This window comes from Paraburkholderia translucens, assembly GCF_020881035.1.
Lineage (GTDB): Bacteria > Pseudomonadota > Gammaproteobacteria > Burkholderiales > Burkholderiaceae > Paraburkholderia > Paraburkholderia translucens.
Window position 1 is genome coordinate 147,214 of record NZ_JAJITC010000004.1, and the last position, 22,938, is coordinate 170,151.

At 64.0% G+C, this 22,938-nt stretch carries 24 protein-coding genes; 16 read left to right on the top strand and 8 right to left on the bottom strand.

What is annotated here, in order from left to right:
- The first annotated feature begins 117 nt into the window (after positions 1–117).
- The 4 genes from LJ655_RS08570 to hslU all read left to right on the top strand — a co-directional run bounded on the left by LJ655_RS08570 (position 118) and on the right by hslU (position 4,435).
- On the top strand, positions 118–1,200 hold the full coding sequence (locus tag LJ655_RS08570) for a CobW family GTP-binding protein (RefSeq protein ID WP_230560825.1): 1,083 nt from the start codon (positions 118–120) through the stop codon (positions 1,198–1,200).
- A 583-nt stretch (positions 1,201–1,783) separates the two neighbouring features.
- On the top strand, positions 1,784–2,203 hold the full coding sequence (dksA, locus tag LJ655_RS08575) for an RNA polymerase-binding protein DksA (protein WP_008923580.1): 420 nt from the start codon (positions 1,784–1,786) through the stop codon (positions 2,201–2,203).
- A gap of 338 nt (positions 2,204–2,541) precedes the next feature.
- Entirely contained in the window at positions 2,542–3,078 is a 537-nt protein-coding gene (gene hslV / locus LJ655_RS08580) for an ATP-dependent protease subunit HslV (RefSeq protein ID WP_230560826.1), read from the top strand.
- Positions 3,079–3,088: 10 nt separating this feature from the next.
- Positions 3,089–4,435: an ATP-dependent protease ATPase subunit HslU gene (gene hslU, locus LJ655_RS08585; protein WP_230560827.1), complete on the top strand. Its 1,347-nt coding sequence runs from the start codon at positions 3,089–3,091 to the stop codon at positions 4,433–4,435.
- A 126-nt stretch (positions 4,436–4,561) separates the two neighbouring features.
- Here hslU and LJ655_RS08590 read toward each other — a convergent pair whose 3' ends face one another.
- Both LJ655_RS08590 and LJ655_RS08595 read right to left on the bottom strand, forming a co-directional pair.
- Positions 4,562–5,104: a response regulator transcription factor gene (locus tag LJ655_RS08590; protein WP_008923577.1), complete on the bottom strand. Its 543-nt coding sequence runs from the start codon at positions 5,102–5,104 to the stop codon at positions 4,562–4,564.
- A complete protein-coding gene (locus tag LJ655_RS08595; RefSeq protein ID WP_230560828.1) occupies positions 5,101–6,411 on the bottom strand; it encodes an ATP-binding protein in 1,311 nt (436 codons plus the stop codon). The genes LJ655_RS08590 and LJ655_RS08595 overlap by 4 nt, the downstream gene beginning before the upstream one ends.
- 90 nt (positions 6,412–6,501) lie before the next feature.
- Between LJ655_RS08595 and LJ655_RS08600 the strand changes: the two genes are divergently transcribed.
- On the top strand, positions 6,502–6,657 hold the full coding sequence (locus LJ655_RS08600; RefSeq protein ID WP_230560829.1) for a hypothetical protein: 156 nt from the start codon (positions 6,502–6,504) through the stop codon (positions 6,655–6,657).
- A 34-nt stretch (positions 6,658–6,691) separates the two neighbouring features.
- Here LJ655_RS08600 and LJ655_RS08605 read toward each other — a convergent pair whose 3' ends face one another.
- A complete protein-coding gene (locus tag LJ655_RS08605) occupies positions 6,692–6,961 on the bottom strand; it encodes a cysteine-rich CWC family protein (protein WP_425605791.1) in 270 nt (89 codons plus the stop codon).
- Between LJ655_RS08605 and LJ655_RS08610 the strand changes: the two genes are divergently transcribed.
- The 8 genes from LJ655_RS08610 (at position 6,843) to LJ655_RS08645 (ending at position 14,399) form a co-directional block, all read left to right on the top strand.
- Positions 6,843–7,157: a hypothetical protein gene (locus tag LJ655_RS08610; protein ID WP_230561108.1), complete on the top strand. Its 315-nt coding sequence runs from the start codon at positions 6,843–6,845 to the stop codon at positions 7,155–7,157. The genes LJ655_RS08605 and LJ655_RS08610 overlap by 119 nt on opposite strands.
- A 25-nt stretch (positions 7,158–7,182) precedes the next feature.
- Positions 7,183–8,082, top strand: a complete 900-nt coding sequence (argB, locus tag LJ655_RS08615; RefSeq protein WP_062125460.1) for an acetylglutamate kinase — start codon at positions 7,183–7,185, stop codon at positions 8,080–8,082.
- Between the two features lie 156 nt (positions 8,083–8,238).
- Complete coding sequence (locus tag LJ655_RS08620; protein ID WP_230560831.1) at positions 8,239–9,006, top strand: pyrimidine 5'-nucleotidase; 768 nt, start codon at positions 8,239–8,241, stop codon at positions 9,004–9,006.
- Between the two features lie 41 nt (positions 9,007–9,047).
- Complete coding sequence (gene slmA / locus LJ655_RS08625; protein ID WP_230560832.1) at positions 9,048–9,758, top strand: nucleoid occlusion factor SlmA; 711 nt, start codon at positions 9,048–9,050, stop codon at positions 9,756–9,758.
- Between the two features lie 318 nt (positions 9,759–10,076).
- On the top strand, positions 10,077–11,222 hold the full coding sequence (gene metX, locus LJ655_RS08630) for a homoserine O-succinyltransferase MetX (protein WP_230560833.1): 1,146 nt from the start codon (positions 10,077–10,079) through the stop codon (positions 11,220–11,222).
- Positions 11,219–11,827 (top strand): methionine biosynthesis protein MetW, encoded by a 609-nt coding sequence (metW, locus tag LJ655_RS08635; protein WP_230560834.1) that lies wholly within the window; start codon positions 11,219–11,221, stop codon positions 11,825–11,827. Before metX ends, metW begins: the two co-directional genes overlap by 4 nt.
- 14 nt (positions 11,828–11,841) lie before the next feature.
- Positions 11,842–13,236: an AmpG family muropeptide MFS transporter gene (locus LJ655_RS08640; protein ID WP_230560835.1), complete on the top strand. Its 1,395-nt coding sequence runs from the start codon at positions 11,842–11,844 to the stop codon at positions 13,234–13,236.
- Positions 13,233–14,399, top strand: coding sequence for a M48 family metallopeptidase (locus LJ655_RS08645; protein WP_230560836.1), 1,167 nt, complete (start codon positions 13,233–13,235; stop codon positions 14,397–14,399). The genes LJ655_RS08640 and LJ655_RS08645 overlap by 4 nt, the downstream gene beginning before the upstream one ends.
- A gap of 58 nt (positions 14,400–14,457) precedes the next feature.
- Here LJ655_RS08645 and LJ655_RS08650 read toward each other — a convergent pair whose 3' ends face one another.
- From LJ655_RS08650 to gatC, 5 genes are all read right to left on the bottom strand, one after another.
- The gene (locus LJ655_RS08650; protein WP_230560837.1) at positions 14,458–15,237 is read right to left on the bottom strand and encodes an exodeoxyribonuclease III; all 780 of its coding nucleotides are present in this window, start codon (positions 15,235–15,237) and stop codon (positions 14,458–14,460) included.
- Positions 15,238–15,287: 50 nt separating this feature from the next.
- Positions 15,288–16,127, bottom strand: a complete 840-nt coding sequence (locus LJ655_RS08655; RefSeq protein WP_230560838.1) for a PPK2 family polyphosphate kinase — start codon at positions 16,125–16,127, stop codon at positions 15,288–15,290.
- A 143-nt stretch (positions 16,128–16,270) separates the two neighbouring features.
- Positions 16,271–17,746: an Asp-tRNA(Asn)/Glu-tRNA(Gln) amidotransferase subunit GatB gene (gatB, locus tag LJ655_RS08660; RefSeq protein ID WP_230560839.1), complete on the bottom strand. Its 1,476-nt coding sequence runs from the start codon at positions 17,744–17,746 to the stop codon at positions 16,271–16,273.
- Between the two features lie 5 nt (positions 17,747–17,751).
- Complete coding sequence (gene gatA, locus LJ655_RS08665; protein WP_230560840.1) at positions 17,752–19,239, bottom strand: Asp-tRNA(Asn)/Glu-tRNA(Gln) amidotransferase subunit GatA; 1,488 nt, start codon at positions 19,237–19,239, stop codon at positions 17,752–17,754.
- A gap of 158 nt (positions 19,240–19,397) precedes the next feature.
- Entirely contained in the window at positions 19,398–19,697 is a 300-nt protein-coding gene (gatC, locus tag LJ655_RS08670) for an Asp-tRNA(Asn)/Glu-tRNA(Gln) amidotransferase subunit GatC (RefSeq protein WP_008924125.1), read from the bottom strand.
- 373 nt (positions 19,698–20,070) lie between these two features.
- On the opposite strand from gatC, the gene LJ655_RS08675 reads away from it, so the two are divergent.
- The 3 genes from LJ655_RS08675 to mreD all read left to right on the top strand — a co-directional run bounded on the left by LJ655_RS08675 (position 20,071) and on the right by mreD (position 22,899).
- Complete coding sequence (locus tag LJ655_RS08675; RefSeq protein WP_004189550.1) at positions 20,071–21,114, top strand: rod shape-determining protein; 1,044 nt, start codon at positions 20,071–20,073, stop codon at positions 21,112–21,114.
- 154 nt (positions 21,115–21,268) lie between these two features.
- Positions 21,269–22,390: a rod shape-determining protein MreC gene (gene mreC, locus LJ655_RS08680; protein WP_230560841.1), complete on the top strand. Its 1,122-nt coding sequence runs from the start codon at positions 21,269–21,271 to the stop codon at positions 22,388–22,390.
- Positions 22,387–22,899, top strand: a complete 513-nt coding sequence (gene mreD, locus LJ655_RS08685) for a rod shape-determining protein MreD (protein WP_230560842.1) — start codon at positions 22,387–22,389, stop codon at positions 22,897–22,899. Before mreC ends, mreD begins: the two co-directional genes overlap by 4 nt.
- Positions 22,900–22,938 lie beyond the last annotated feature (39 nt).

Below are 22,938 nucleotides of genomic sequence, written 5' to 3' on the forward strand. Positions count from 1 at the left end.
AATGACCGGCTGGACAGGGCCGCGCGCCATCCGGCTGCGGCGGCCGGCCTAACGCATCTTGCTAGCCTTTCGCTAGCGTTCGATCACGCACCGTTTCACGACCTACAGGCGACCCACATGATTCCAGTCACCATCCTGACCGGCTTTCTCGGCAGCGGCAAAACCACCCTGCTCAAGCGCATCCTGAACGAAAAGCACGGCATGAAGATCGCCGTCATCGAGAACGAGTTCGGCGAAGAAAACATCGACAACGAGATCCTCGTGCAGGACACGAGCGAACAGATCATCCAGATGAGCAACGGCTGCATCTGCTGCACGATTCGCGGCGACCTGTCGCGCGTGCTCGGCGATCTGGCCGCGAAAAAGCAGGCGGGCGAAGTGGACTTCGACCGCGTCGTGATCGAAACCACCGGCCTCGCCAATCCGGGCCCGGTCGCGCAGACCTTCTTCATGGACGACCAGATCGCAAGCGAATTCCTGCTCGACGCGATCATCACGCTGGTCGACGCGAAGCACGCAAATCATCAGCTCGACGAGCATGAAGTGGTGCAGCGCCAGGTCGGTTTCGCGGACCGCCTGTTCATCACGAAGGCCGATCTCGTCGACGAGGGGCAGGTAGCCGATCTGCGCCACCGTCTGTTGCACATGAACCCCAAGGCGGCGATCAGGGTCGTCAATTTCGGCGAGGCGAACATCAAGGAAATCTTCGATCTGCGCGGGTTCAACCTGAACTCGAAGCTCGAAATCGATCCTGACTTCCTCGCCGAAGACGAACACGCGCACAGCCATGCGCACGACAAGCACGGCCACACGCACGCCGACCACGAGGACTGCGATCACGAGCATGGCCATTGCAACCACGAAGGCCACGATCACGCGCATCACCACCATGCGCATCACGACGACAAGATCAAGTCGTTCGTGTATCGCAGCGATCGTCCGTTCGATCCGAACAAGCTCGAAGACTTTCTCGGCGGCATTCTGCAGATCTACGGCGAGCACCTGCTGCGCTACAAGGGCGTGCTGTACATGAAGGGCGTCGATCGCAAGGTCGTGTTCCAGGGCGTACATCAGATGATGGGCAGCGACCTCGCCGCGAAATGGCAACCGGCCGAGAAGAAGACCAACAAGATGGTGTTCATCGGCATCGATCTGCCGCGCGACCTGATCACCGACGGTCTCGACGCCTGCCTCGCCTGAGCGGACGCCGCGCGGCCGCGCAAGCCCGAGAAAGCCACCGCATGCCGCACGCATCGCGGCATGCGCAATGCTAGTGCTAGTGCGCCGAGCCCTCCGCAGCAGGAGGCGCGGGCGTAAATCATCTGTCGAAAACCCGAGGCCGCGGCCGACGGGCCGTCTCAGAGCAGACTATATGAAAAGCGCGTGAAAACCCTGCTGTATTAAAGCGTGCACGACCATCGCTTTTTAGCTTGGTGCGCGTTATATTTTCGGGATATCGCTGCGCCGCAGGCAGATTTTCAGCAGTTACTGTGCCGGATTGTGATTCAGTTACAATACGTGCCCACTGGAGAATGACAACGAATTGCCGGTCGCGCGTAACCTGCGACGGGCCTGAAACGGCGCCGGAAAATCTTGTCCGGAGACACGCCGAAAATGCCGGCGGGCATGGCCTGAAAGGGCCCGCGCTTGCCGGCAAGCGATGCCTCAGGAGCATTTAGAATCGGTTTCCAGAGGAGTTCGGCCCCGCGCGACGCGTTTGCGGGCAATACGAAAGTGCGGGCACTATGTAAGAGTTTTGCCTCACATTGAAGAAGTAAGCCAGATGACGACGAAACGACTCTTGACCGAAGCCGAAATCCTGAAGATGAGCGACAAGGATTACATGAATGAGGATCAGCTCGCCTTCTTCAAGAACAGGCTCGAACAGCTGCAGGCGGACATTCTCCGCAATGCCGGCCAGACGACCGAGAACCTGCGCGAAACGGTCATCGTGCCGGACCCGGCCGATCGCGCCACGATCGAGGAAGAGCATGCGCTCGAACTGCGCACGCGCGACCGCGAACGCAAGCTGCTGAAGAAGGTGCAGCAATCGATCGCGCGAATCGAGGCGGGCGACTACGGCTGGTGCGAGGAAACCGGCGAGCCGATCGGTATTCCGCGACTGCTCGCGCGGCCCACGGCCACGCTGTCGCTCGAAGCCCAGGAGCGCCGCGAACTGCGCCAGAAGCTGTTCGGCGACTGATTACCTTAGGCGCGGCCTAGGCTTAGCGCCCTGAAAACGCTGCTTCGTCGAGAGGCGCACGGTGAACCGTGCGCCTTTTCTTTTTGCGCGACATCCGCGCAAGCTGCCCCGCTCCTGCCGCCCCGCCGCGCCTTCCCGCCCATTTTCCGGGCTTCCTGAGCGGATTTTCAGTTTTTCGTCCTATGCCTTCCGGCGGATCTTGATATGACCGCGCGCGCCCTAAAATAGATCGGACATGCGCCCACGAGCGCGCCAGCCGGCGCGCCGTCCGCTGACAGGATTCATGCGGTAGCGCGCAGCGCTGCCGCGTCCTACCCGTTTTGCAAAGAGGAACGCATATGGAGCAATTTCACGGCACGACGATCGTTTCCGTGCGACGCGGCAACAAGGTCGCACTCGGCGGCGACGGCCAGGTGACGCTCGGCAACATCGTCATGAAGGGCGGCGCGAAGAAGGTTCGGCGCATCTACAACGGCAAGGTGCTGGTCGGCTTCGCCGGCGGCACGGCGGATGCCTTCTCGCTGCTCGACCGCTTCGAGGCGAAGCTGGAAAAACATCAGGGCAATCTGACGCGCGCGGCCGTGGAGCTCGCGAAAGACTGGCGCACCGACCGCATGCTGCGTCGTCTCGAAGCGATGCTGATCGCCGCGGACGCGACCACCACGCTAGTCATTACCGGCAATGGCGACGTGCTCGACCCCGAAGGCGGTATCTGCGCGATCGGCTCGGGCGGCGCGTATGCGCAGGCGGCAGCGAGGGCGCTCGCCGACAACACGGATCTGTCGCCGCGCGACATCGTGGAGAAGTCGCTGGAAATCGCCGGCGACATGTGCATCTACACGAACCATAACCGCGTCATTGAGACGATCGAGTAAGGACCCATCGATGAGCACCATGACCCCCGCCGAGATCGTCTCCGAACTCGACAAACACATCATCGGCCAAGGCCGCGCGAAGAAGGCCGTGGCAGTCGCATTGCGCAACCGCTGGCGCCGTCAGCAGGTCGATGAACCGCTGCGCCAGGAAATCACGCCGAAGAACATTTTGATGATTGGACCGACCGGTGTCGGCAAGACCGAAATCGCGCGGCGTCTCGCGAAGCTCGCGGACGCCCCGTTCATCAAGATCGAAGCGACCAAGTTCACGGAAGTCGGCTACGTGGGCCGCGACGTCGACAGCATCGTGCGCGACCTGATCGAAATTTCCGTCAAGCAGACCCGCGAAACGGAAATGCGCAAAGTGCGGACCAAGGCGGGCGATCTGGCTGAAGATCGCATCCTCGATATCCTGCTGCCGAGCGCTCGGCCCGTCGGCTTCGGTTCGAGCTCGAGCTTGAGCAATACCGCCGATGAAAGCAGCACGACCCGTCAAACGTTCCGCAAACGCCTGCGCGAAGGCCAACTCGACGACAAGGAAATCGAACTCGACGTAGAGCAGCCGCAGGTCGGCATGGACATCATGGGGCCGCCGGGCATGGAAGACATGACCGAGCAGATCCGCTCGATGTTCGCCAACATCGGTGGCGGCAAGAAGACGCGCCGCAAGATGAAGGTGAAGGAAGCACTGAAGGTGCTCACCGACGAAGAAGCCGGCAAGATGCTGAACGACGAGGAGGTGAAGACCAAGGCGGTGCAGAATGTCGAGCAGAACGGCATCGTGTTCCTCGACGAAATCGACAAGATCGCGTCGCGCAATGAAGCGGGCGGCGGCGAGGTGTCCCGTCAGGGCGTGCAGCGCGATCTGCTACCGCTCGTCGAAGGCACGACGATCAACACGAAGTACGGCATGGTGAAGACCGATCACATTCTGTTCATCGCGAGCGGCGCGTTTCATCTCGCGAAGCCGAGCGATCTGATTCCCGAGCTGCAGGGGCGCTTTCCGATTCGCGTCGAGCTCGACTCGCTGTCGGTGAAGGACTTCGAATCGATCCTCGTGTCGACGGACGCGAGCCTCGTCAAGCAATATCAGGCTCTGCTCGCCACCGAAGACGTGCACCTCGAGTTCGCCGACGACGGGATCCGCCGTCTCGCCGAGATCGCCTACTCGGTCAATGAGAAAACCGAAAACATCGGCGCGCGGCGTCTTTATACGGTCATCGAAAAGCTGCTCGAGGAAGTGTCGTTCTCGGCCGGCAATCATTCGGGCCGCGCAGTGCAGATCGACGCGGCGTATGTCGATCGCGCGTTGAACGAAGTCGCGCAAGACGAGGATCTGTCGCGCTACGTGCTGTGATATCACCAGGCGCCGATGCCTGAAAAAAACGGGCTGCCTCCGTATGGGCGGCCCGTTTTGTTTCGTGCCGCCCAACGCGCGGCGGCGTCGCCTCGCACAGCCGACGCCGCGCTGGACGATCGCGGCCTACTGCTTCACCGGCCGCTTCGCCAACTTGCGCTGCAAGGTGCGCCGATGCATGTTCAACGCGCGGGCGGTCGCCGAGATATTGCCACCATGTTCAGCGAGCACACGCTGGATATGCTCCCATTCGAGCCGCGCCACCGACAGCGGCTGCGGATGCTCGATCGCCTCCTCGGCCTGCAGCGCGCTCGCCTCGCTTTGCAACGCGGACAGGATCGACTCGACATTGGCGGGCTTCGCGAGATAGTTGTCGGCGCCGTCTTTGACCGCCTGCACCGCGGTGGCGATGCTCGCGTAGCCGGTCAGCACGAGCATGCGCGCGTCAGGCTGCAGATCGCGTAGCGGTGCGACGAGCGTGAGGCCGGAGTCGTTACCCAGATGCAGGTCCACGGTGATCTCGCTGAACTTCTGCTGATTCGCGAGCCGGATCGCCTCGTCCGCGTTGTGCGCTTCGCTCACCGTGTAGCCGCGCCGCGTCAAGCCGCGAGCGAGGATGCCGGAGAACACTTCGTCGTCGTCGATCACCAGAAAATTCTTTTCGCTCATGCCTGTTTCTCCGTGTTGGATGGTGCGGCGCCTTGCGGGCTCGCTCCAGAAGTCTTGCGCGCGGTGAGCGGCAGTCGCAGCACTGCACGCGTGCCACGCGGCCCCTCGCCGTAGACGTCGGCCAGCTCGATCGATCCGTTCAGACGCGCCGCCGCCGAAAACGCCAGGTACAGGCCAACGCCGTGGCCGCCTTGCGTGCTGTTCACCGGCATCGTACCGAGCGAGCCACGCAGCGAGGCTGGAATGCCCGGACCGTGGTCGCACACTTCGAACACGATCTGGTCGCCGCGTGGCGCGAGCGCACAGGAAAGCGTCACGTGATCCCGGCTCGCGCGCGCGGCGTTGTCCAGGAGGATCGTGAGGATCTGGCCGACGGCCACCGTGTCGTCGAGGCTGACATCGGCGGGCGGCGCGCCGAGCCGCTCGAACGTAACGTGCGGATGGCGCAGGCGCCATTGCTCCGCAAACGATTCGAGCCATTCGTCGACAGGCTGGCGGTTCGTCGTGGTCGTTGCGCGGCTGCGCAACCGCGCGAGCGCCGACGTACACAGCGCGATTTGCTGCTCGAGCAGTTCGAGATCGGCGCGGTAAGACGCGAGTCCCGCGTCGGTGCGCGCCGCGTCGCGCAATTCCTCGGACAACATGGCGATTGTAGACAGGGGTGTGCCGATCTCGTGAGCGACGGTGGCCGCCTGCACGCCGAGCGCGACCGCCCGTTCGTCCTGAAGCAAACGCTGCTGCGCCTCTCCAAGCGCTGCGTCACGCAGCCGCAGCGCCCGCGACATGCGAGCGACGAACCACGCGATGAGTCCCACGCTGACCATGAAGTTGACCCACATGCCCGAGCGGTAGTAGTCGAACAGGTTCGCGGGATTCTCGATATTGAGCGGGACGGAATTGAAACCGAGCACGGCGTAGCAGGTGACCGCGAACGCCGCGAGCCAGGCCATCAGGTACCACGGCAGCACAGCCGCCGCGATCGCGAGCGAAGGCAGATACAACGACACGAACGGATTGGTGGTGCCGCCGGACAGGAACAGCAGCGCGGACAATGCCCCCAGATCGACCCAGATCTGCCCGAACAGCTCCATGTTGGACTCGGGACGCTGCTGCGACACGCGCCACCAGGTGAGCGCGTTGAACAGTACTTCGAGCGCGATCACGAGCAGCATCGCGGGCAACGGCAGTTTCGCGCCGAGGAAGATCTGCACGAACGCGATCGTCAGCAGCTGCCCGATGATCGCGAGGCTGCGCAGCCAGAACAGATGGCCGAGATTGACCCGGCCGGTGTTGGTTATACGGTGCATGACCCTAGTCTACCCGTTCGGCCTCGCCCGACTGACCAGGCGGCCGAGCGCCGGTGATATGACTGTAAGCCCGACGCGCTCATCGGCGCGTTGCTCGCGCAGCAGCGCCACGCGGAGGGGATCGAGCTCGCAGCCATTATTACCCAACTCGATCGCGGCAGCGCGATCGCGCACTTCTGCAGCGGCTACGCGTTGCAGATGGCGAACCGGCACGCCGACGCGATCGTCCCTTCTCGCGGCGAGTAAGCGGTTTCAGATTGGCCCCAGGGAAACTCCAAAATCACGGCCGCTCATCCCCGCTCGCCTCTCGTGTCGCCCGTGCAATCTCCGCGGCGAGACACTCCGGACACAGACACTGGCCGCCCGGCTCCAGCCGCTCTGCCGGCAGCGGCGGCAGCGCGCGGCACCAGCAGCTCGACGGCTCGGCCTGCATGGCGCAGTCGAAGGTATTGCCGCAGCGCGGACAGCGCGCGCTGCGCCAGGAGCGGGTGACAGACGGTTTCATCGCGGGTGGGGCGCAAAGGGCCAGGGACATCGGTCGGACCATCATGACACGATTGATACGCTCAGGTGCAGTCGTCCATTCGGCCAATGCACAGCCGTCACGCAAGCGCGTTAAGCTTGCGGTTCGACCGGTCCCGCAGGCTTGTGCGGGTGCGGTATGTCAGCTTGCCCGCAGGTCGCTCGAGCCGCTGCTGAAAACCCTGTTGCAGCGCGCCAGTCCTGTACAATTCGCGCTGTTTTAACTGTTTCGTGCCCGAGCCTGCCGCCATGTCCGAGCTTCCCGACCTCTCGCAGATTGCGCCCACCCTGAAAGCCGAAATTCTGGCCGAGGCGCTGCCTTACATCCGCCAGTATCACGGCAAGACCGTGGTCATCAAATACGGCGGCAACGCCATGACCGAAGAGCGCCTGAAGCAGGGCTTCGCGCGCGACGTGATTCTGCTGAAGCTGGTCGGCATCAACCCGGTCATCGTGCACGGCGGCGGTCCGCAAATCGACCAGGCGCTTAAGAAAATCGGCAAACAGGGCACGTTCATCCAGGGCATGCGCGTCACCGACGAAGAGACGATGGAAGTCGTCGAATGGGTGCTCGGTGGCGAGGTGCAGCAGGACATCGTGATGCTGATCAACCACTTCGGCGGCCATGCGGTCGGCTTGACCGGCAAGGACGGCGGGCTGATCCACGCGCGCAAGATGCTGATGCCGGATCGCGACAATCCGGGCCAGTACGTCGACATCGGCCAGGTCGGCGAAGTCGAGTCGATCAACCCGGCGGTCGTGAAAGCGCTGCAGGACGACGCGTTCATTCCGGTGATCTCGCCCATCGGCTTCGGCGAAGACGGGCTGTCGTACAACATCAACGCAGACCTGGTAGCAGGCAAGCTGGCGGTCGTGCTGAACGCCGAAAAGCTCGTGATGATGACCAACATTCCTGGCGTGATGGACAAGGAAGGCAATCTGCTCACCGACCTGTCGGCACGCGAAATCGACGGCCTGTTCGAAGACGGCACGATCTCCGGCGGCATGCTGCCGAAAATCTCGTCCGCGCTCGATGCGGCGAAGAGCGGCGTGCGTTCGGTGCACATCATCGACGGCCGCATCGAGCACTCGGTGCTGCTCGAGATCCTGACCGAGCAGCCGTTCGGCACGATGATCCGCTCGCACTAATTGTTGCGCCCCCCGTTACAGGCGTCGCGCCACCTCAACGCGACACCTGTGCCCCACCTCGCGGCTGGCCGGCGGGGCGCGCCGTCCGAGTGCGGAGACCGCAAACTTTCCGCATCGGCAGCATGAAGCGCCCGCCGGCGCCTGAAGACCTCCACCATGCGCACCCCCACTTCGCGGCGCCGCCGCCCTGACATCGCGGGCGGCAAGCCGGTCTGGCTGTTCGATCTCGACAACACGCTGCACCGCGCGTCGCATGCCATTTTCCCGGCGATCAATCGCGGCATGACGCAGTACATCGTCGATGCACTGCACGTCGATATCAACGAAGCCAACCGTCTGCGCGTCGGCTACACGCAGCGCTACGGCGCGGCGCTGCTCGGCCTCACGCGCCACCATCCGCTCGACGCGCACGACTTTCTGAAGGTCGTTCATACGTTCCCCGACCTCTGCTCGATGATCCGCCACGAGCGCGGTGTCGCGCGCCTGCTCACGGCTCTGCCGGGCCGCAAGATCGTGCTGACCAACGCGCCCGAAACGTACGCGCGCGCGGTGCTCGCCGAGTTGCGCATCGAGCGGCTGTTCGAGCGCGTGATCGCGATCGAGCACATGCGCGATCGCCGCCAATGGCGCGCGAAACCGGATCACGCGATGCTGCGCCGCGCGATGCGCGACGCGCACGTGTCGCTGAAAGACGCGATCCTCGTCGAGGACACGCGCTCGCATCTGAAAAACTACCGGCGGCTCGGCATCCGCACCGTATGGTTCACCGGTCATCTGCCGCGCAAGCCGCATGCGGACGGCGCGCCGACTCGTCTGCCGGGCACCGGCCGGCCGCATTATGTCGACCGCAGCATCCGTTCGCTAAAATCGTTGCGACCGGGCATGCGCTCGGTTCGATGGAAGGAACCCCAGCCGGGACAGTAGCGACGAGAGCAGCCAACGACATCAGCCGGGGGACGACAGCCATGCAGCCGATCGACAAGCCTGACGAAGCCTCAGCCGAAGCCTCCCCCGCAGCGCCCGCCGCCGCACGCCCGCTGCGTCCGAAACCAGGCGAGCGTCGCGTGCACATCCTGCAGACGCTTGCTGGCATGCTCGAGGCACCGAAGAACGAAAAGATCACCACGGCCGCCCTCGCCGCCCGGCTCGGCGTATCCGAAGCCGCGCTGTACCGCCATTTCGCGAGCAAGGCGCAAATGTTCGACGGTTTGATCGAGTTCATCGAACAGACGTTGTTCGGGCTCATCAACCAGATCACCAGCCGCGAAAGCAACGGCGTGCTGCAGGCGCGCGCGATCGCGCTGATGCTGCTCAACTTTCCGGCTAAAAATCCGGGCATGACGCGCGTGCTGACCTGCGAGGCGCTGGTCGGCGAGCACGAGCGGCTGACCGAGCGCGTGAACCAGATGCTCGAGCGTATCGAGGCATCGCTGAAGCAATGCTTGAGGCTCGCGCAGACCGAAGCGCTCGCCCATGCTGATAACCACGCCACGGGCAACACCGACCCGCAGTCCGTGCCGCAAACCACCGCGCTGCCCGCCGACTACGATCCCGCGATTCGCGCGAGCCTGCTGCTGAGCTATGTGATCGGCCGCTGGCACCGCTATGTGCGCAGCGGTTTCACGCGCCCGCCCGCCGAACAAGCGGACGCACAACTGCTGCTGATTCTTCAGTAATACGCGAGGCTCGCCCCCTCGCGCGGCACCGTCCGCGCCGCTGCGGCGTGGAGTTTTCCGCTATACTTTGCGCCTGATACCGCCGCGGCCCTCCGATGCATAACGGACCGCGTCAGGGCATCCCGAACACGTTGCACGCGGTTTCACACCCTTTTACGCGCCGATTTGCTGACTCGATTGCGGGCGCGCGAACCCTTGGCTCTAGGCCCGCGGTTCACTATAAATGCGGCTAAAGAGGTCGTCAGCTGCGCACACCGCCCTTCTCTTCGTGCTTCGCCGACGCCGTTTAGCCGCCCTGTTGACTCAATGGCGGAATGAATGGAATCCATCGGCGTCGTCGCTCCCCAAAAAATGCATTTCACCGAGCCGCTGCCGTTGCGCAACGGCAGCTCGCTTGCAGGCTACGACTTGATGGTCGAGACCTACGGCACGCTCAATGCCGCGCGCAGCAATGCGGTGCTCGTGTGCCACGCGCTGAACGCATCGCATCACGTGGCGGGCGTGTACGCCGACAATCCGAAGGACATCGGCTGGTGGGACAACATGGTCGGTCCGGGCAAGCCGCTCGATACCGACAAATTTTTCGTCATCGGCGTGAACAACCTCGGCTCGTGCTTCGGCTCGACCGGGCCGATGAGCCTCGACCCCGCCACCGGTAAGCCGTACGGGGCGACGTTTCCAGTCGTCACCGTCGAAGACTGGGTCAACGCGCAGGCGCGCGTCGCCGACGCGTTGGGCATCACGCGCTTCGCCGCCGTGATGGGCGGCAGTCTCGGCGGCATGCAGGCGCTCGCGTGGAGCATGATGTATCCGGAGCGTGTCGCGCATTGCATCGTGATTGCGTCGACGCCGAAGCTGTCCGCGCAAAACATCGCGTTCAACGAGGTCGCGCGCTCGGCGATCCTGTCGGACCCCGACTTCCACGGCGGCAACTACTACGCGCACGGCGTGAAACCGAAACGCGGCCTGCGCGTCGCACGGATGATCGGACACATCACGTATCTGTCGGACGACGACATGGCCGAAAAATTCGGCCGCTCGCTGCGTCGCGCGGAAGGCGCGCTCGATGACTACAACTTCAGCTTCGACGTCGAATTCGAAGTGGAATCGTATCTGCGCTATCAGGGCGACAAGTTCGCCGACTATTTCGATGCGAACACCTACCTGCTGATCACGCGCGCGCTCGACTACTTCGACCCGGCCAAGGCCTTCGACGGCGATCTGACCGCCGCGCTCGCGCACACTACTGCGAAGTATCTGATCGCGAGCTTCTCGACCGACTGGCGTTTCGCGCCGGCACGCTCGCGCGAACTGGTGAAGGCGCTGCTCGACCACAAGCGCACGGTCACCTACGCGGAAATCGACGCGCCGCATGGCCACGACGCCTTCCTGCTCGACGACGCGCGCTATCACAACCTGCTGCGCGCCTACTACGAACGCATTGCAAACGAGGTCAACGCATGAACCAGCGAGCCCTTGATTACCTGGCATCGCGCCCGGACTTCCGCGCGATCGCCCGCTGGGTCGAACCGCGCTCGACCGTGCTCGATCTCGGCTGCGGCGACGGCTCGTTGCTGTCGCTATTGAGCGAGGAACTGGACGTGCAGGGTTACGGCATCGAGATCAACGACGCCGGCGTGCTCGCCGCGACGCAGAACGGCGTCAACGTGATCCAGCAGAATCTCGAAGACGGACTGCGCCTGTTCGAAGACGGCAGCTTCGATTTCGCCGTGCTGTCGCAAACCTTGCAGACCATTCATCAGACAGCGGCGATCCTGCGCGAGACGGTGCGCGTCGGTAAGGAATGCATCGTGTCGTTTCCGAATTTCGGCTACTGGGCGCACCGGCTGTCGGTGCTGCAAGGGCGCATGCCGGTGTCGAAGTCGCTGCCTTATCAATGGCACAACACGCCGAACGTGCGCGTGCTCACGATCAGGGACTTCGAAGCGCTCGCGCCCGAAGTCGGCATCGAAATTCTCGATCGCGTCGTGCTTCACGACGGACAGGTGGTGCGTTGGGGCGTGAACTGGCGTGGTAGTCTTGCGGTCTATCGCGTCAAGAAAAGCTAACCTCACTTATCCACATGTCGAACCCGCCGCACGAGGCGCCCGCACTTACCGCTCACGAAGAACATCCCGGCTGGCGCGCGTTTTTGAATACGCGCATGCTGATTTGCGTCTTTCTCGGTTTTACGTCGGGATTGCCGCTGTTTACGCTCGTCTACCTCGTGCAGGCGTGGCTGCGCTCGGAAGGCGTCAATCTGAAGGAAATCGGCCTGTTTGCGCTGATCCAGTTTCCGTACACATGGAAATTCGTCTGGGCGCCGCTGATGGACCGCTACGCGCCGCGCGTGCCCGGCTGGCGGCCCGGCCGACGGCGCGGCTGGATGCTCCTCACGCAGTTGCTGGTGGCGGGGGCAATGGCGACACTCGGCTTCGTGTCGCCGCGCGAATCGATCTGGACCGTCGCCGCGCTGACCGCATTGGTCGCGTTCTTCGGCGCGAGCTCCGACATCGTGATCGATGCCTACCGGCGTGAATTGCTCAGCGACACGCAACAGGGACTGGGCAACGCGGTGCACGTGAACGCGTACAAGATCGCGGCGCTCGTGCCCGGTTCGCTCGCGCTGATTTTGTCCGATCACCTGCCGTGGAGCACCGTGTTCATCGTGACGGCCGCGTTCATGCTGCCGGGCGTTCTGATGACCCTGGTCGTGCGCGAACCCGAGGTGCACGGCAAGCCCCCGAAGAATCTGCGCGAGGCGATCGTCGAGCCGTTCAGGGAGTTCATTCAGCGCGACGGCTGGCGCGAGGCCCTCTTCGTGCTCGGCTTCATCTTTCTGTACAAGCTCGGCGATACGATGGCGACCACGCTGTCCACGTCGTTCTTCCTCGACATCGGCTTTTCGCGCACGCAGATTGGTGTGATCGCGAAGACCACCGCGTTTGGCGCGAGCCTCGCTGGCGGGATCATCGGCGGAATCTGGCTGATGAAGATCGGCATCGGCCGCGGCTTGTGGATTTTCGGTTTCCTGCAGATGGTGTCGACGCTCGGCTTCGCGTGGCTCGCCCATCTCGGCCCCGATTCGCCCGGCCTTGCGGCGATTTACGCCATCGCCGTCGCGCTCGGCCAGGGGACGACGAAGCTGCTGTCCATCGTCGGCATCGACTGGAGCGTGCAGCTCGACCCGCGTTCGGTCGCGCTCGCGCTCGTCTACGGCTTCGAGACCTTCGCCACCGGCCTGACGCTGGCTGCGTTCACCGCATACATTGCCAGCACCACGGATCCGCGCTACACCGCGACGCAGTTCGCGCTGTTCACGAGCCTCGCGTCGGTGCCGCGCACGCTCGCGTCGGCGGCGAGCGGTTATGTGGTCGCGCGGATGGGCTGGTTCGACTACTTCCTCCTGTGTACCGCGCTCGCAGTGCCCGGCATGCTGCTGCTGTTGCGTATCGCCCCGTGGAGAGACCGGTCGTGAAGGTACGGTTTTCGACAGGCGCGCGCTGCACGGCGCTCGGCGCCGCATGGTGGCTCGGCTGCGCGAGCGTCGCGCTGGCGATGCCGTCGGGCGCCTACGCGGCAGGCGCGGCGGCAACCGGCGCAGCCAGCGCGGAAAACGCGACATCGGCGGCGCCCGGCGCCAGCCTGGGCACGAATGACGGCAAAGCGGCCGGCGCCAACGCCGGGGCCCCGAGCACGACCGCCGCTAGCGGCGGCGCTCCGGGCCCCGCCCCGTCCAGCCCCGCGCAGCAGTCCGCGCAACCCGCCGCCACCGCCAAAGCTCCCGCTACGGCTGCGGCCCCCGCGGCCGTGCCGCCGCCGTACTACGTCAGCCCGCAACTGCGTTACGGCGGCTACATGGTGTTCCGCAACCTGATCCCCTCGCCAATGCTCGAGACCCAGGCCGCCGAGGAGTTCAGCCAGATCGTCTACGGCGCGAGCCACGCGAAACGTCTGTACGGCGACACCGACGCACGGGTAACGCGCGTGCGCTCGATCATCGACCGGATGATTCCGTACTCGTTGAAATGGAACGAGCGAGCAAAGGGCTGGAAGTGGGAAGTCGCGGTGGTGCGCTCCAACGACATCCGCATGTACTGCCTGCCGGGCGGCAAGATCGTCGTCTACAGCGGGATAATCGATCGCGTGCGCTTGAACGACAACGAACTCGCCATGCTGATCGGCCACGAAATCGCGCATGCGTTGCGCGAGCACGCGCGCATGCGGCTCGGCCAGCTGCAGGCGAGCCAGCTCGACTCGACCGGCACGATCCCGCAACTGTTCGGCCTCGCCGATCTGGGCATGGCGCCGCTCGGCATCGGCTCGCGTCTGCTGGAAATGAAATACGAGGACACCGACGAGACCGAAGCCGACGTAATCGGCAGCGATATCGCATCGCGCGCCGGCTTCGATCCGCGCGCGGCGGTCACGCTGTGGGACAAGCTCGCGCAGGCGACTCGCGGCAATGGCGAGCGCGGCTTCATCTACGTACACCCGTACCCGCAGGCGCGCCGCGAAGACATCATCAAGCGGCTGCCAGACATGCTGCCGCTGTACGCGAAGGCGATCGGCAAGAGCGTCGACGCGCTGCCCGACTACGCGGGCATCGGCCGGCCGACCCGTACGCCGGTGCGCGACTGATACCCGCTTCCACCTGCTGCTGGCGGGCCACGGCGCTCCTCGCGCTGCGGCGGTCGGCTTACTTCTTCACCTTGTGGTCGTAATCGACGGTCAGCGGCGCGTGGTCGCTGAACTTGATATCGCGGAACACCTCGGTGCGCTTCGCCTTGCTCGCGATGCCGGGCGTGGCGATCTGATAATCGATCCGCCACCCGACGTTCTTCGCATACGCCTGACCGCGATTGCTCCACCACGTGTACTGCTCGGGTCGCGGGTCGAGCGTGCGGAACACGTCGACGTAGCCGACTTCGCCGAACAGTTTGTCGAGCCAGGCGCGCTCTTCCGGCAGACACCCCGAATTTTTCTGGTTGCTCTTCCAGTTCTTGATGTCGATTTCCTTGTGCACGATGTTCACGTCGCCGCACAGGATCACTTCGCGTTCCTTCGCCAGCCCGGCGAGATGCGGCATGAACTCGTCCATGAAACGGAACTTGGCCTGCTGGCGATCGTCGCCGCTCGAGCCCGACGGCACGTACACCGAGATCACCGACAGCTTGCCGAAGCGCAGTTCGACATACCGCCCTTCAGGGTCGAACTCCTCGCTGCCGAAGCCGATCACCACTTCGTCCGGCTCATGACGCGTATAAACGCCAGCGCCGCTATAGCCCTTTTTCACCGCGTGCTGGAAATAGCCGGTGAAATCGTGCGGCGCCATGAACTCCGGCGTCATGTCGTCCTGCGAGCATTTGATTTCCTGCACGCATAGCACGTCGGCGCCCTGTGCACCGAACCAGTCGAAAAAACCCTTCTTCGCCGCCGAGCGGATGCCGTTGAGGTTGGCGGTAATCACACGCAACATGTTGTTCCTTTTATTCGATTCGTTTCTGAAGCCAGAAGGGGCGCTCGCGCTCACTCGACCTTGACGCCCTTCAGCGATTCCTTGGCGGGCGGATATTCGAGCTTCAGCGCGTTGAGTGTGCGCAGCAGCAGTTCGGCGATCATCAAGTTGCGATGCGTCTTCGAGTCGGCCGGGATCACGTACCACGGCGCGTACTCGGTCGACGTCGCGGCCAGCGCGTCGCGATAGGCGGACTGATACGCGTCCCACTGCTTGCGCGCTTCGAGATCCGACACGTCGAATTTCCAGTGCTTGAGCGGATCGTCGATGCGCGCCTGCAAACGCGCGCGCTGCTCGTCCTTTGAAATGTGCAGCATGCACTTGACGATCGTCGTACCGCTGTCGGCGAGCATCTCCTCGAAATGACGGATATGGCGGCAGCGCTGCTCGAACGCGGCGGCGTCGAGTTCGCCCTGCACGGTCGGCACGAGCAGGTCTTCGTAGTGACTGCGGTTGAAGATCGTCAGCTCGCCGGCCGCAGGCGCATGTAAATGCACGCGCCACAGGAAGTCGTGCGCGAGTTCGATGGGCGTGGGCGCCCGGAACGGCACGATGCGCAAGCCGAGCGGATCGACTTCGTGGAACACCGCGCGAATCGTGCCGTCCTTGCCGCTCGTGTCCATGCCTTGCAGCACCAGCAGCATGCGGCGCTTGCGTTGCGCATGCAGCCGCTCCTGCAGATTGTCGAGCAGCATGCCGATCTCCGACAGACGCGCGCGGTCCGCGTCCTTCGAGCCGGTTGAAAACGGCTTCGCCTTGGGATCGAACTGGTCGAGCGAAAAGTGATTTTTCTTCTTGCCGTCGTCGAAATACGGGACGCGGAAATCGTCGAGATCAGGTTGCTTCGCCATGCACGCACTCCGTGGTCTACGCTTGGCTACGCCTATGCGCTTGAAGCGGGTCCGCAAAATAAAACGGGCTGTTGCCCCGCTTTCGATCCGGCAACAGCCCTTGGTGGCGCAGGCGTAACCACGCCCGGCCGCGGCACATCTACTCAGGACAATTTCTTCTTGAGCAATTCATTGACCTGAGCGGGATTGGCCTTGCCTTTGGTCGCCTTCATCGCCTGGCCGATCAGCGCGTTGAATGCCTTTTCCTTGCCTGCGCGGTATTCGTCGACCGATTTCTGATTGGCGGCGAGCACTTCGTCAATGATCGCTTCGAGCGCGCCGGTGTCCGAAATCTGCTTCAAGCCCTTCGCCTCGATGATGCGATCGGCGGCGGCTTCGTCGGTGGCCTTTTCTTCCCAGATCGCGAGGAAAATTTCCCTCGCGATCTTGTTCGAGATCGTGCCGTCGGCAATGCGTTGCAGCAGCAGCGCGAGCTGCGCGGCCGAGACCGGGCACGCGGAAATGTCGAGACCTTCGCGATTGAGTTGCGACGACACCTCGCCCATCACCCAGTTCGCCGCAACCTTCGCGTTTGCCGCACCGGCCTTCGCGGCCACCGCCTCGAAATAGGCGGCCGTCGCCTTGCTCGCGGTCAGCACGTTCGCGTCGTACGGCGTGAGGCCGTACTGCGCTATGAAGCGCTGCTGGATCGCTTCCGGCAGCTCAGGCATCTCGCTCTTCACGCGCTCGACCCACGCGGCGTCGATCACGAGAGGCATCAGGTCGGGGTCGGGGAAATAACGGTAGTCGTGCGCGTCTTCCTTGCTGCGCATTGAACGCGTTTCGCGCTTGTCCGGATCGTACAGACGCGTTTCCTGCACCACCGTGCCGCCGTCTTCGATCAGCTCGATCTGGCGCCGCACTTCGTACTGGATCGCCTCTTCGAGGAAGCGGAACGAGTTCAGGTTCTTGATCTCGGCGCGCGTGCCAAATTCCTTCTGACCGAGCGGGCGCACCGACACGTTCGCGTCGCAACGGAACGAGCCTTCCTGCATGTTGCCGTCGCAGATGCCGAGCCACACGACGAGCGTATGCAGCGACTTCGCGTAGGCCACCGCTTCAGCCGCGCTGCGCATGTCCGGCTCGGTGACGATTTCGAGCAGCGGCGTGCCGGCGCGATTCAGGTCGATGCCGGTCATGCCCGCGAAGTCTTCGTGGAGCGACTTGCCTGCGTCTTCCTCGAGATGGGCGCGCGTCAGGTTGATGGTTTTCTCGTACGCTTCCTTGCCCGCCTTTTCATTGGCCGGCACCTGGATCGTCACCTGACCGCCCTGCACGACGGGGATTTCGTACTGGCTGATCTGATAGCCCTTCGGCAGATCGGGGTAGAAGTAATTCTTGCGGGCGAAGATGCTGCGCGGCGCGACCGTTGCGCCAATCGCGAGACCAAATTGAATGGCGCGCTCGACGGCGCCGCGATTCATCACCGGCAGCGTGCCCGGCAAAGCCAGATCGACGGGGCTCGCCTGGGTATTCGGCGCGGCGCCGAATTTCGTCGCGGTGCCCGAGAAGATTTTCGAATGCGTCGACAACTGCGCGTGGGTCTCCAGACCGATCACGACTTCCCATTGTTTGGTCATGGTGCTCACACTCCTGCCGGTGCCTGACGGTGCCAGTCGGTCGCGCGCTGGAACGCGTCGGCCACCTGGAGCATCCGGGCTTCGTTGAAATAGTTGCCGATGATCTGCAGACCGACCGGACGCTGCGCATTCGCGCCCGCGCCGAAGCCGCACGGCACGCTCATGCCCGGCAGGCCAGCGAGGCTCACCGACAGCGTATAGATGTCGGCCAGATACATCTGCACGGGATCGTCGCCCTTCGCGCCGATGTCCCATGCCACCGACGGTGCGACCGGTCCCATGATCACGTCACACTGCCTGAACGCTTCCTGGAAGTCCTGCGCGATGATGCGGCGGATCTTCTGCGCCTGCAGGTAGTACGCGTCGTAATAGCCGTGCGACAGCACGTAGGTGCCGACCAGAATGCGGCGCTTCACCTCCGGGCCGAAGCCTTCGGCGCGCGACTTCTTGTACATGTCGAGCAGATCGCGGTACTCGGCCGCGCGATGGCCGAAGCGCACGCCGTCGAAACGCGACAGGTTCGACGATGCTTCCGCCGGCGCGATCACGTAGTAGACCGGAATCGACAGTTCGGTTTTCGGCAGCGACACCTCGACGAGCGTCGCGCCGAGCGTTTCGTACTGCTTCAACGCCGCGTCGATGGACGCGCGCACGTCGTCGGCAAGACCGGCGCCGAAGTACTCTTTCGGCAGACCGATGCGCAGACCGGCGAGCGGCTTGTCCGCGCCACCGTCTTGCCAGGACTTGCCGAGGTAGCGGGTGTAGTCCTCGTGCGCGTGCGCGAGGCTGGTCGAGTCGCGCTCGTCGAAGCCGGCCATTGCGTTGAGCAGCGTCGCGCAGTCCGCTGCGCTTTGCGCCATCGGGCCGCCCTGATCGAGCGACGACGCGAACGCGATCATGCCGTAGCGCGACACGCGGCCGTACGTCGGCTTGATGCCGGTGATGCCCGAGAACGACGCCGGCTGGCGGATCGAGCCGCCGGTGTCGGTGCCGGTCGCGGCGGGCGCGAGGCGCGCGGCCACGGCGGCCGCGGAGCCGCCCGACGAACCGCCCGGCACCGCCTTGCGGTCCCACGGATTCTGCACCGGGCCGAAGTATGAATTCTCGTTGGACGAGCCCATCGCGAACTCATCCATGTTGGTCTTACCGACGCACACCATGCCGGCGTTTTGCAGACGCGCGACCACGGTCGCGTCGAACGGGCTTTCGTAATTCGCGAGCATCTTCGAGCCGGCCGTGGAGCGCCAGCCCTTCGTGACGAACACGTCCTTGTGCGCGATCGGCAGGCCGACGAGCGGGCCGGCGTGGCCGGTGTGCAGTAGCGCGTCGGCGGCATTCGCCTGGGTGAGCGTGAGTTCGGGGTCGACCTGGATGAACGCGTTCAGGCTATTGGCCGCGTCGATCCGCTTGAGGTACAGCTGCGCCAGTTCGACTGCGGAGCATTCCTTGGCCGCGAGCGCGGCGCGCAGTTCGGTCAGACTTTTTTCATGCATTGCGTTTTATCCTGGAAAGCGCGGCAGCGCGGTCACGCTGCCGTGGAGGCGTTCGGTTGCCCGTTGGCAGACCGGTCCGGCGTGGTTCGCGACGCGGCCGCGCGGCTGCGGCGCAGAGGATCGCGCCGGGGCCGGACCCGGAGTCTGCCCGGCGGGTCTTATTCGATCACCTTCGGCACGAGGTACAGGCCGTCCTGCACGGCCGGCGCGGGGCGCTGGAAAGCCTCGCGCTCGACCGCCTCGGTGACGGCGTCGTCACGCAGACGCAGCGCGACGTCTTCGATCTGCTCGATCGGGTGAGCAAGCGGCGCAATGCCGGTGGTATCGACCGCCTGCATCTGTTCGACGAGGCCGAAGAAATCATTGAGCTGGGCACGCGTGTGCTCGGCGTCGGCATCGGCCAGTTCGAGCCGCGCGAGATGCGCGATGCGTTTTACATCGATCAGGGTCAGAGCCATGCAGTCACCGGAAAGGGTGGAAGGTCACAACACTTTCAAAAAATCGCGTTGTAACAGCGGGTTACGACAAGATAGGACAAGAATAGAAAAGGAATGGCAGGGTTAAAAAGTGCCTTCCGTTTCCTGCAAAACATCCAAAATTATAAGGTATCATTACGCGTTCGACCCAAACCCGGACCGACTTACCAAGGCCTTACGGACAATTCCAACAACGTCCGAAGCTTTCCGCCCTGGCTTTGCAACGGCCTCCGGTAGACTCCCCCGCAGCTTCAAGTTCCTGTGGCGCCACTTCGCCCGGTTGAAGCTGTTGTTTATTCCGCTGCCGCCCTACGCATACGGTGCGAGGCCCGGCCCCCGCGAGACAGGATTTTGAATGTTCGGTTTTTTGCGCAGCTACTTCTCCAACGATCTGGCCATTGACCTCGGCACCGCCAACACGCTTATCTATATGCGCGGCAAGGGCATCGTTCTCGACGAACCGTCGGTCGTGTCGATCCGCCAGGAAGGCGGTCCCAACGGCAAGAAGACCATTCAGGCAGTCGGCAAGGAAGCCAAGCAGATGCTCGGCAAGGTGCCGGGCAACATCGAGGCGATCCGCCCGATGAAAGACGGCGTGATCGCCGACTTCACCGTCACCGAGCAGATGATCAAGCAGTTCATCAAGACCGCTCATGAATCGCGCATGTTCTCGCCGTCGCCGCGCATCATCATTTGCGTGCCGTGCGGCTCGACCCAGGTCGAGCGCCGGGCGATCAAGGAAGCCGCGCACGGCGCAGGCGCCTCGCAGGTGTACCTGATCGAAGAACCAATGGCCGCGGCGATCGGCGCGGGCCTGCCGGTGTCGGAGGCAACGGGTTCGATGGTCGTCGACATTGGCGGCGGCACGACCGAAGTCGGCGTGATCTCGCTCGGTGGTATCGTGTACAAGGGCTCGGTACGCGTCGGCGGCGACAAGTTCGACGAAGCGATCGTCAACTACATCCGCCGCAACTACGGCATGCTGATCGGCGAACAGACCGCCGAAGCCATCAAGAAGGAAATCGGCTCCGCGTTCCCGGGCTCGGAAGTCAAGGAAATGGAAGTGAAAGGCCGCAATCTGTCGGAAGGCATTCCACGCAGCTTCACGATTTCCAGCAACGAAATCCTCGAAGCGCTGACCGATCCGCTGAACCAGATCGTGTCGTCGGTGAAGATCGCGCTCGAACAGACACCGCCGGAACTCGGCGCGGACATCGCCGAACGCGGCATGATGCTGACCGGTGGCGGCGCGCTGCTGCGCGATCTGGACCGCCTGCTCGCCGAAGAGACCGGCCTGCCGGTGCTCGTCGCCGAAGACCCGCTGACCTGCGTGGTGCGCGGCTCGGGCATGGCGCTCGAACGCATGGACAAGCTCGGCAGCATCTTCTCGTACGAGTAAGCGAGCTTTTCTCCCATGTCAGTAGCGCGGATCTGGCACACGGCCCCTTGTGGGCCGCTTTGTCGTCGGCTGGGCCGACCAGCCGACGCGCGCTGACCGCACGCACCTTGCGCGCCACCGTCTCACCCAACCGCTCACGCCCCCGGCGCCGACCATGGAATACAGTCCGCCGCCCCTGTTCAAGCAAGGCCCCTCCGCTCTCGCCCGGCTGGTGTTCTTCGTCGTGCTGGCGCTCGCCCTGCTGATCTCCGATGCCCGCTTCCAGACGCTCGAAATCGTCCGCGGCGTGCTCGGCGCGGGACTTTATCCGTTGCAGCGCGCGGCGCTCGTGCCGCGCGATATCTTCCTGGGCGCCGCCGACATCGCCGTGACGAGCGCCACATTACGCCAGGAAAACGAGAAGCTGCGCACGAAGGACCTGCAACTGTCGCAGCAAGCCAATACGGCGGCGTCGCTCGCCGCCGAAAATGGCCATCTGCGCGCGCTGCTGCAACTGTCGCAGCGCCTGACCACGCAATCGCTGCCCGCCGAAATCCAGTACGACACGCGCGATCCATTCACCCAGAAGGTCGTGATCGGACGCGGCGCGCAACAAGGTGTCCAGAACGGCTCGCCGGTCGTCGACGAAGACGGCGTGATCGGCCAGGTCACCCGGGTGTTCCCGCTGCAGGCGGAAGTCACGCTGCTGACGGACAAGGACCAGGCCGTGCCGGTCGAAATCCTGCGCACCGGCTTGCGCAGCGTGATCTACGGCACGCCGAAGGGAGACACGCTCGATCTGCGCTTCGTGCCGATCAGCGCCGACGTGCAGACCGGCGACGAGCTCGTCACGAGCGGCCTCGACGGCGTGTATCCGCCGGGGCTGCCGGTCGCGAAGGTCGTGCGCGTCGATAAGCAGGCCGACACCGCGTTTGCGCGCGTGATCAGTCTGCCCATCGCGGCGGTGCGCGGCGCACGTCAGGTGCTCGTGCTGCACGTCCAGAACGACGCGCCGCCGCGCCCGGCTGCCGAACCCGACGCGGCCACCGTCGCGAAGGACGCGAAAGCGAAGAAGGGCGGCAAGGGCGTCGCGGACAAATCCACAGCCAAGCCGGGCGAGGACACCGCCGCCAATAAGGCTACGGCCGAAAAGCCCGCCGCCAAAACCACGGAAAAAGCGCCGGCCAGAGCCGCCGCCGACAAGAAGTCCGAGAAGCCCGCTGCCGAGAGAAAAGCCGACAAGGCGGTCGCCGCGAAGAACGCGAAGCCGCAGGCCGCGCCGGGGGCTCAGCCATGAACCGCCCGCAATACATCCTGCAGCCGGTCAATCCGTACTTCATCGCGTTCAGCCTCGCCGCGGCGTTCCTGCTGAACCTGATGCCCTGGGGGCGTCTCGCCGGCGTACCGGATTTCGTCGCGCTCGTGCTGCTTTTCTGGAATGTGCATCAGCCGCGCAAGGTCGGCATGGGCATCGCGTTTCTGCTCGGCCTGCTGATGGACGTGCACAACGCGAGCCTGCTCGGCGAGCACGCGCTCGCGTACACGCTGCTGTCGTACGGCGCGATCACGATTCATCGCCGCGTGCTGTGGATGTCGCTTGGCGTGCAAACGTTCGCGGTGATGCCGCTGCTCGTCGTCGCGCAACTGGTGCCGTTTGTGATACGGCTGTTGACCGGTGCGGCATTTCCGGGCTGGAGCTATCTGATCGACGGTTTCGTCGAAGCCGCGCTGTGGCCGGTTGCGAGCATCTTGCTGCTGATGCCGCAGCGCCGACCCGCCGACCCGGACGACACGCGGCCCATTTGATCCCGCGTTGCGCCCACCGGCCGCGGCCGGTTGGGGCAC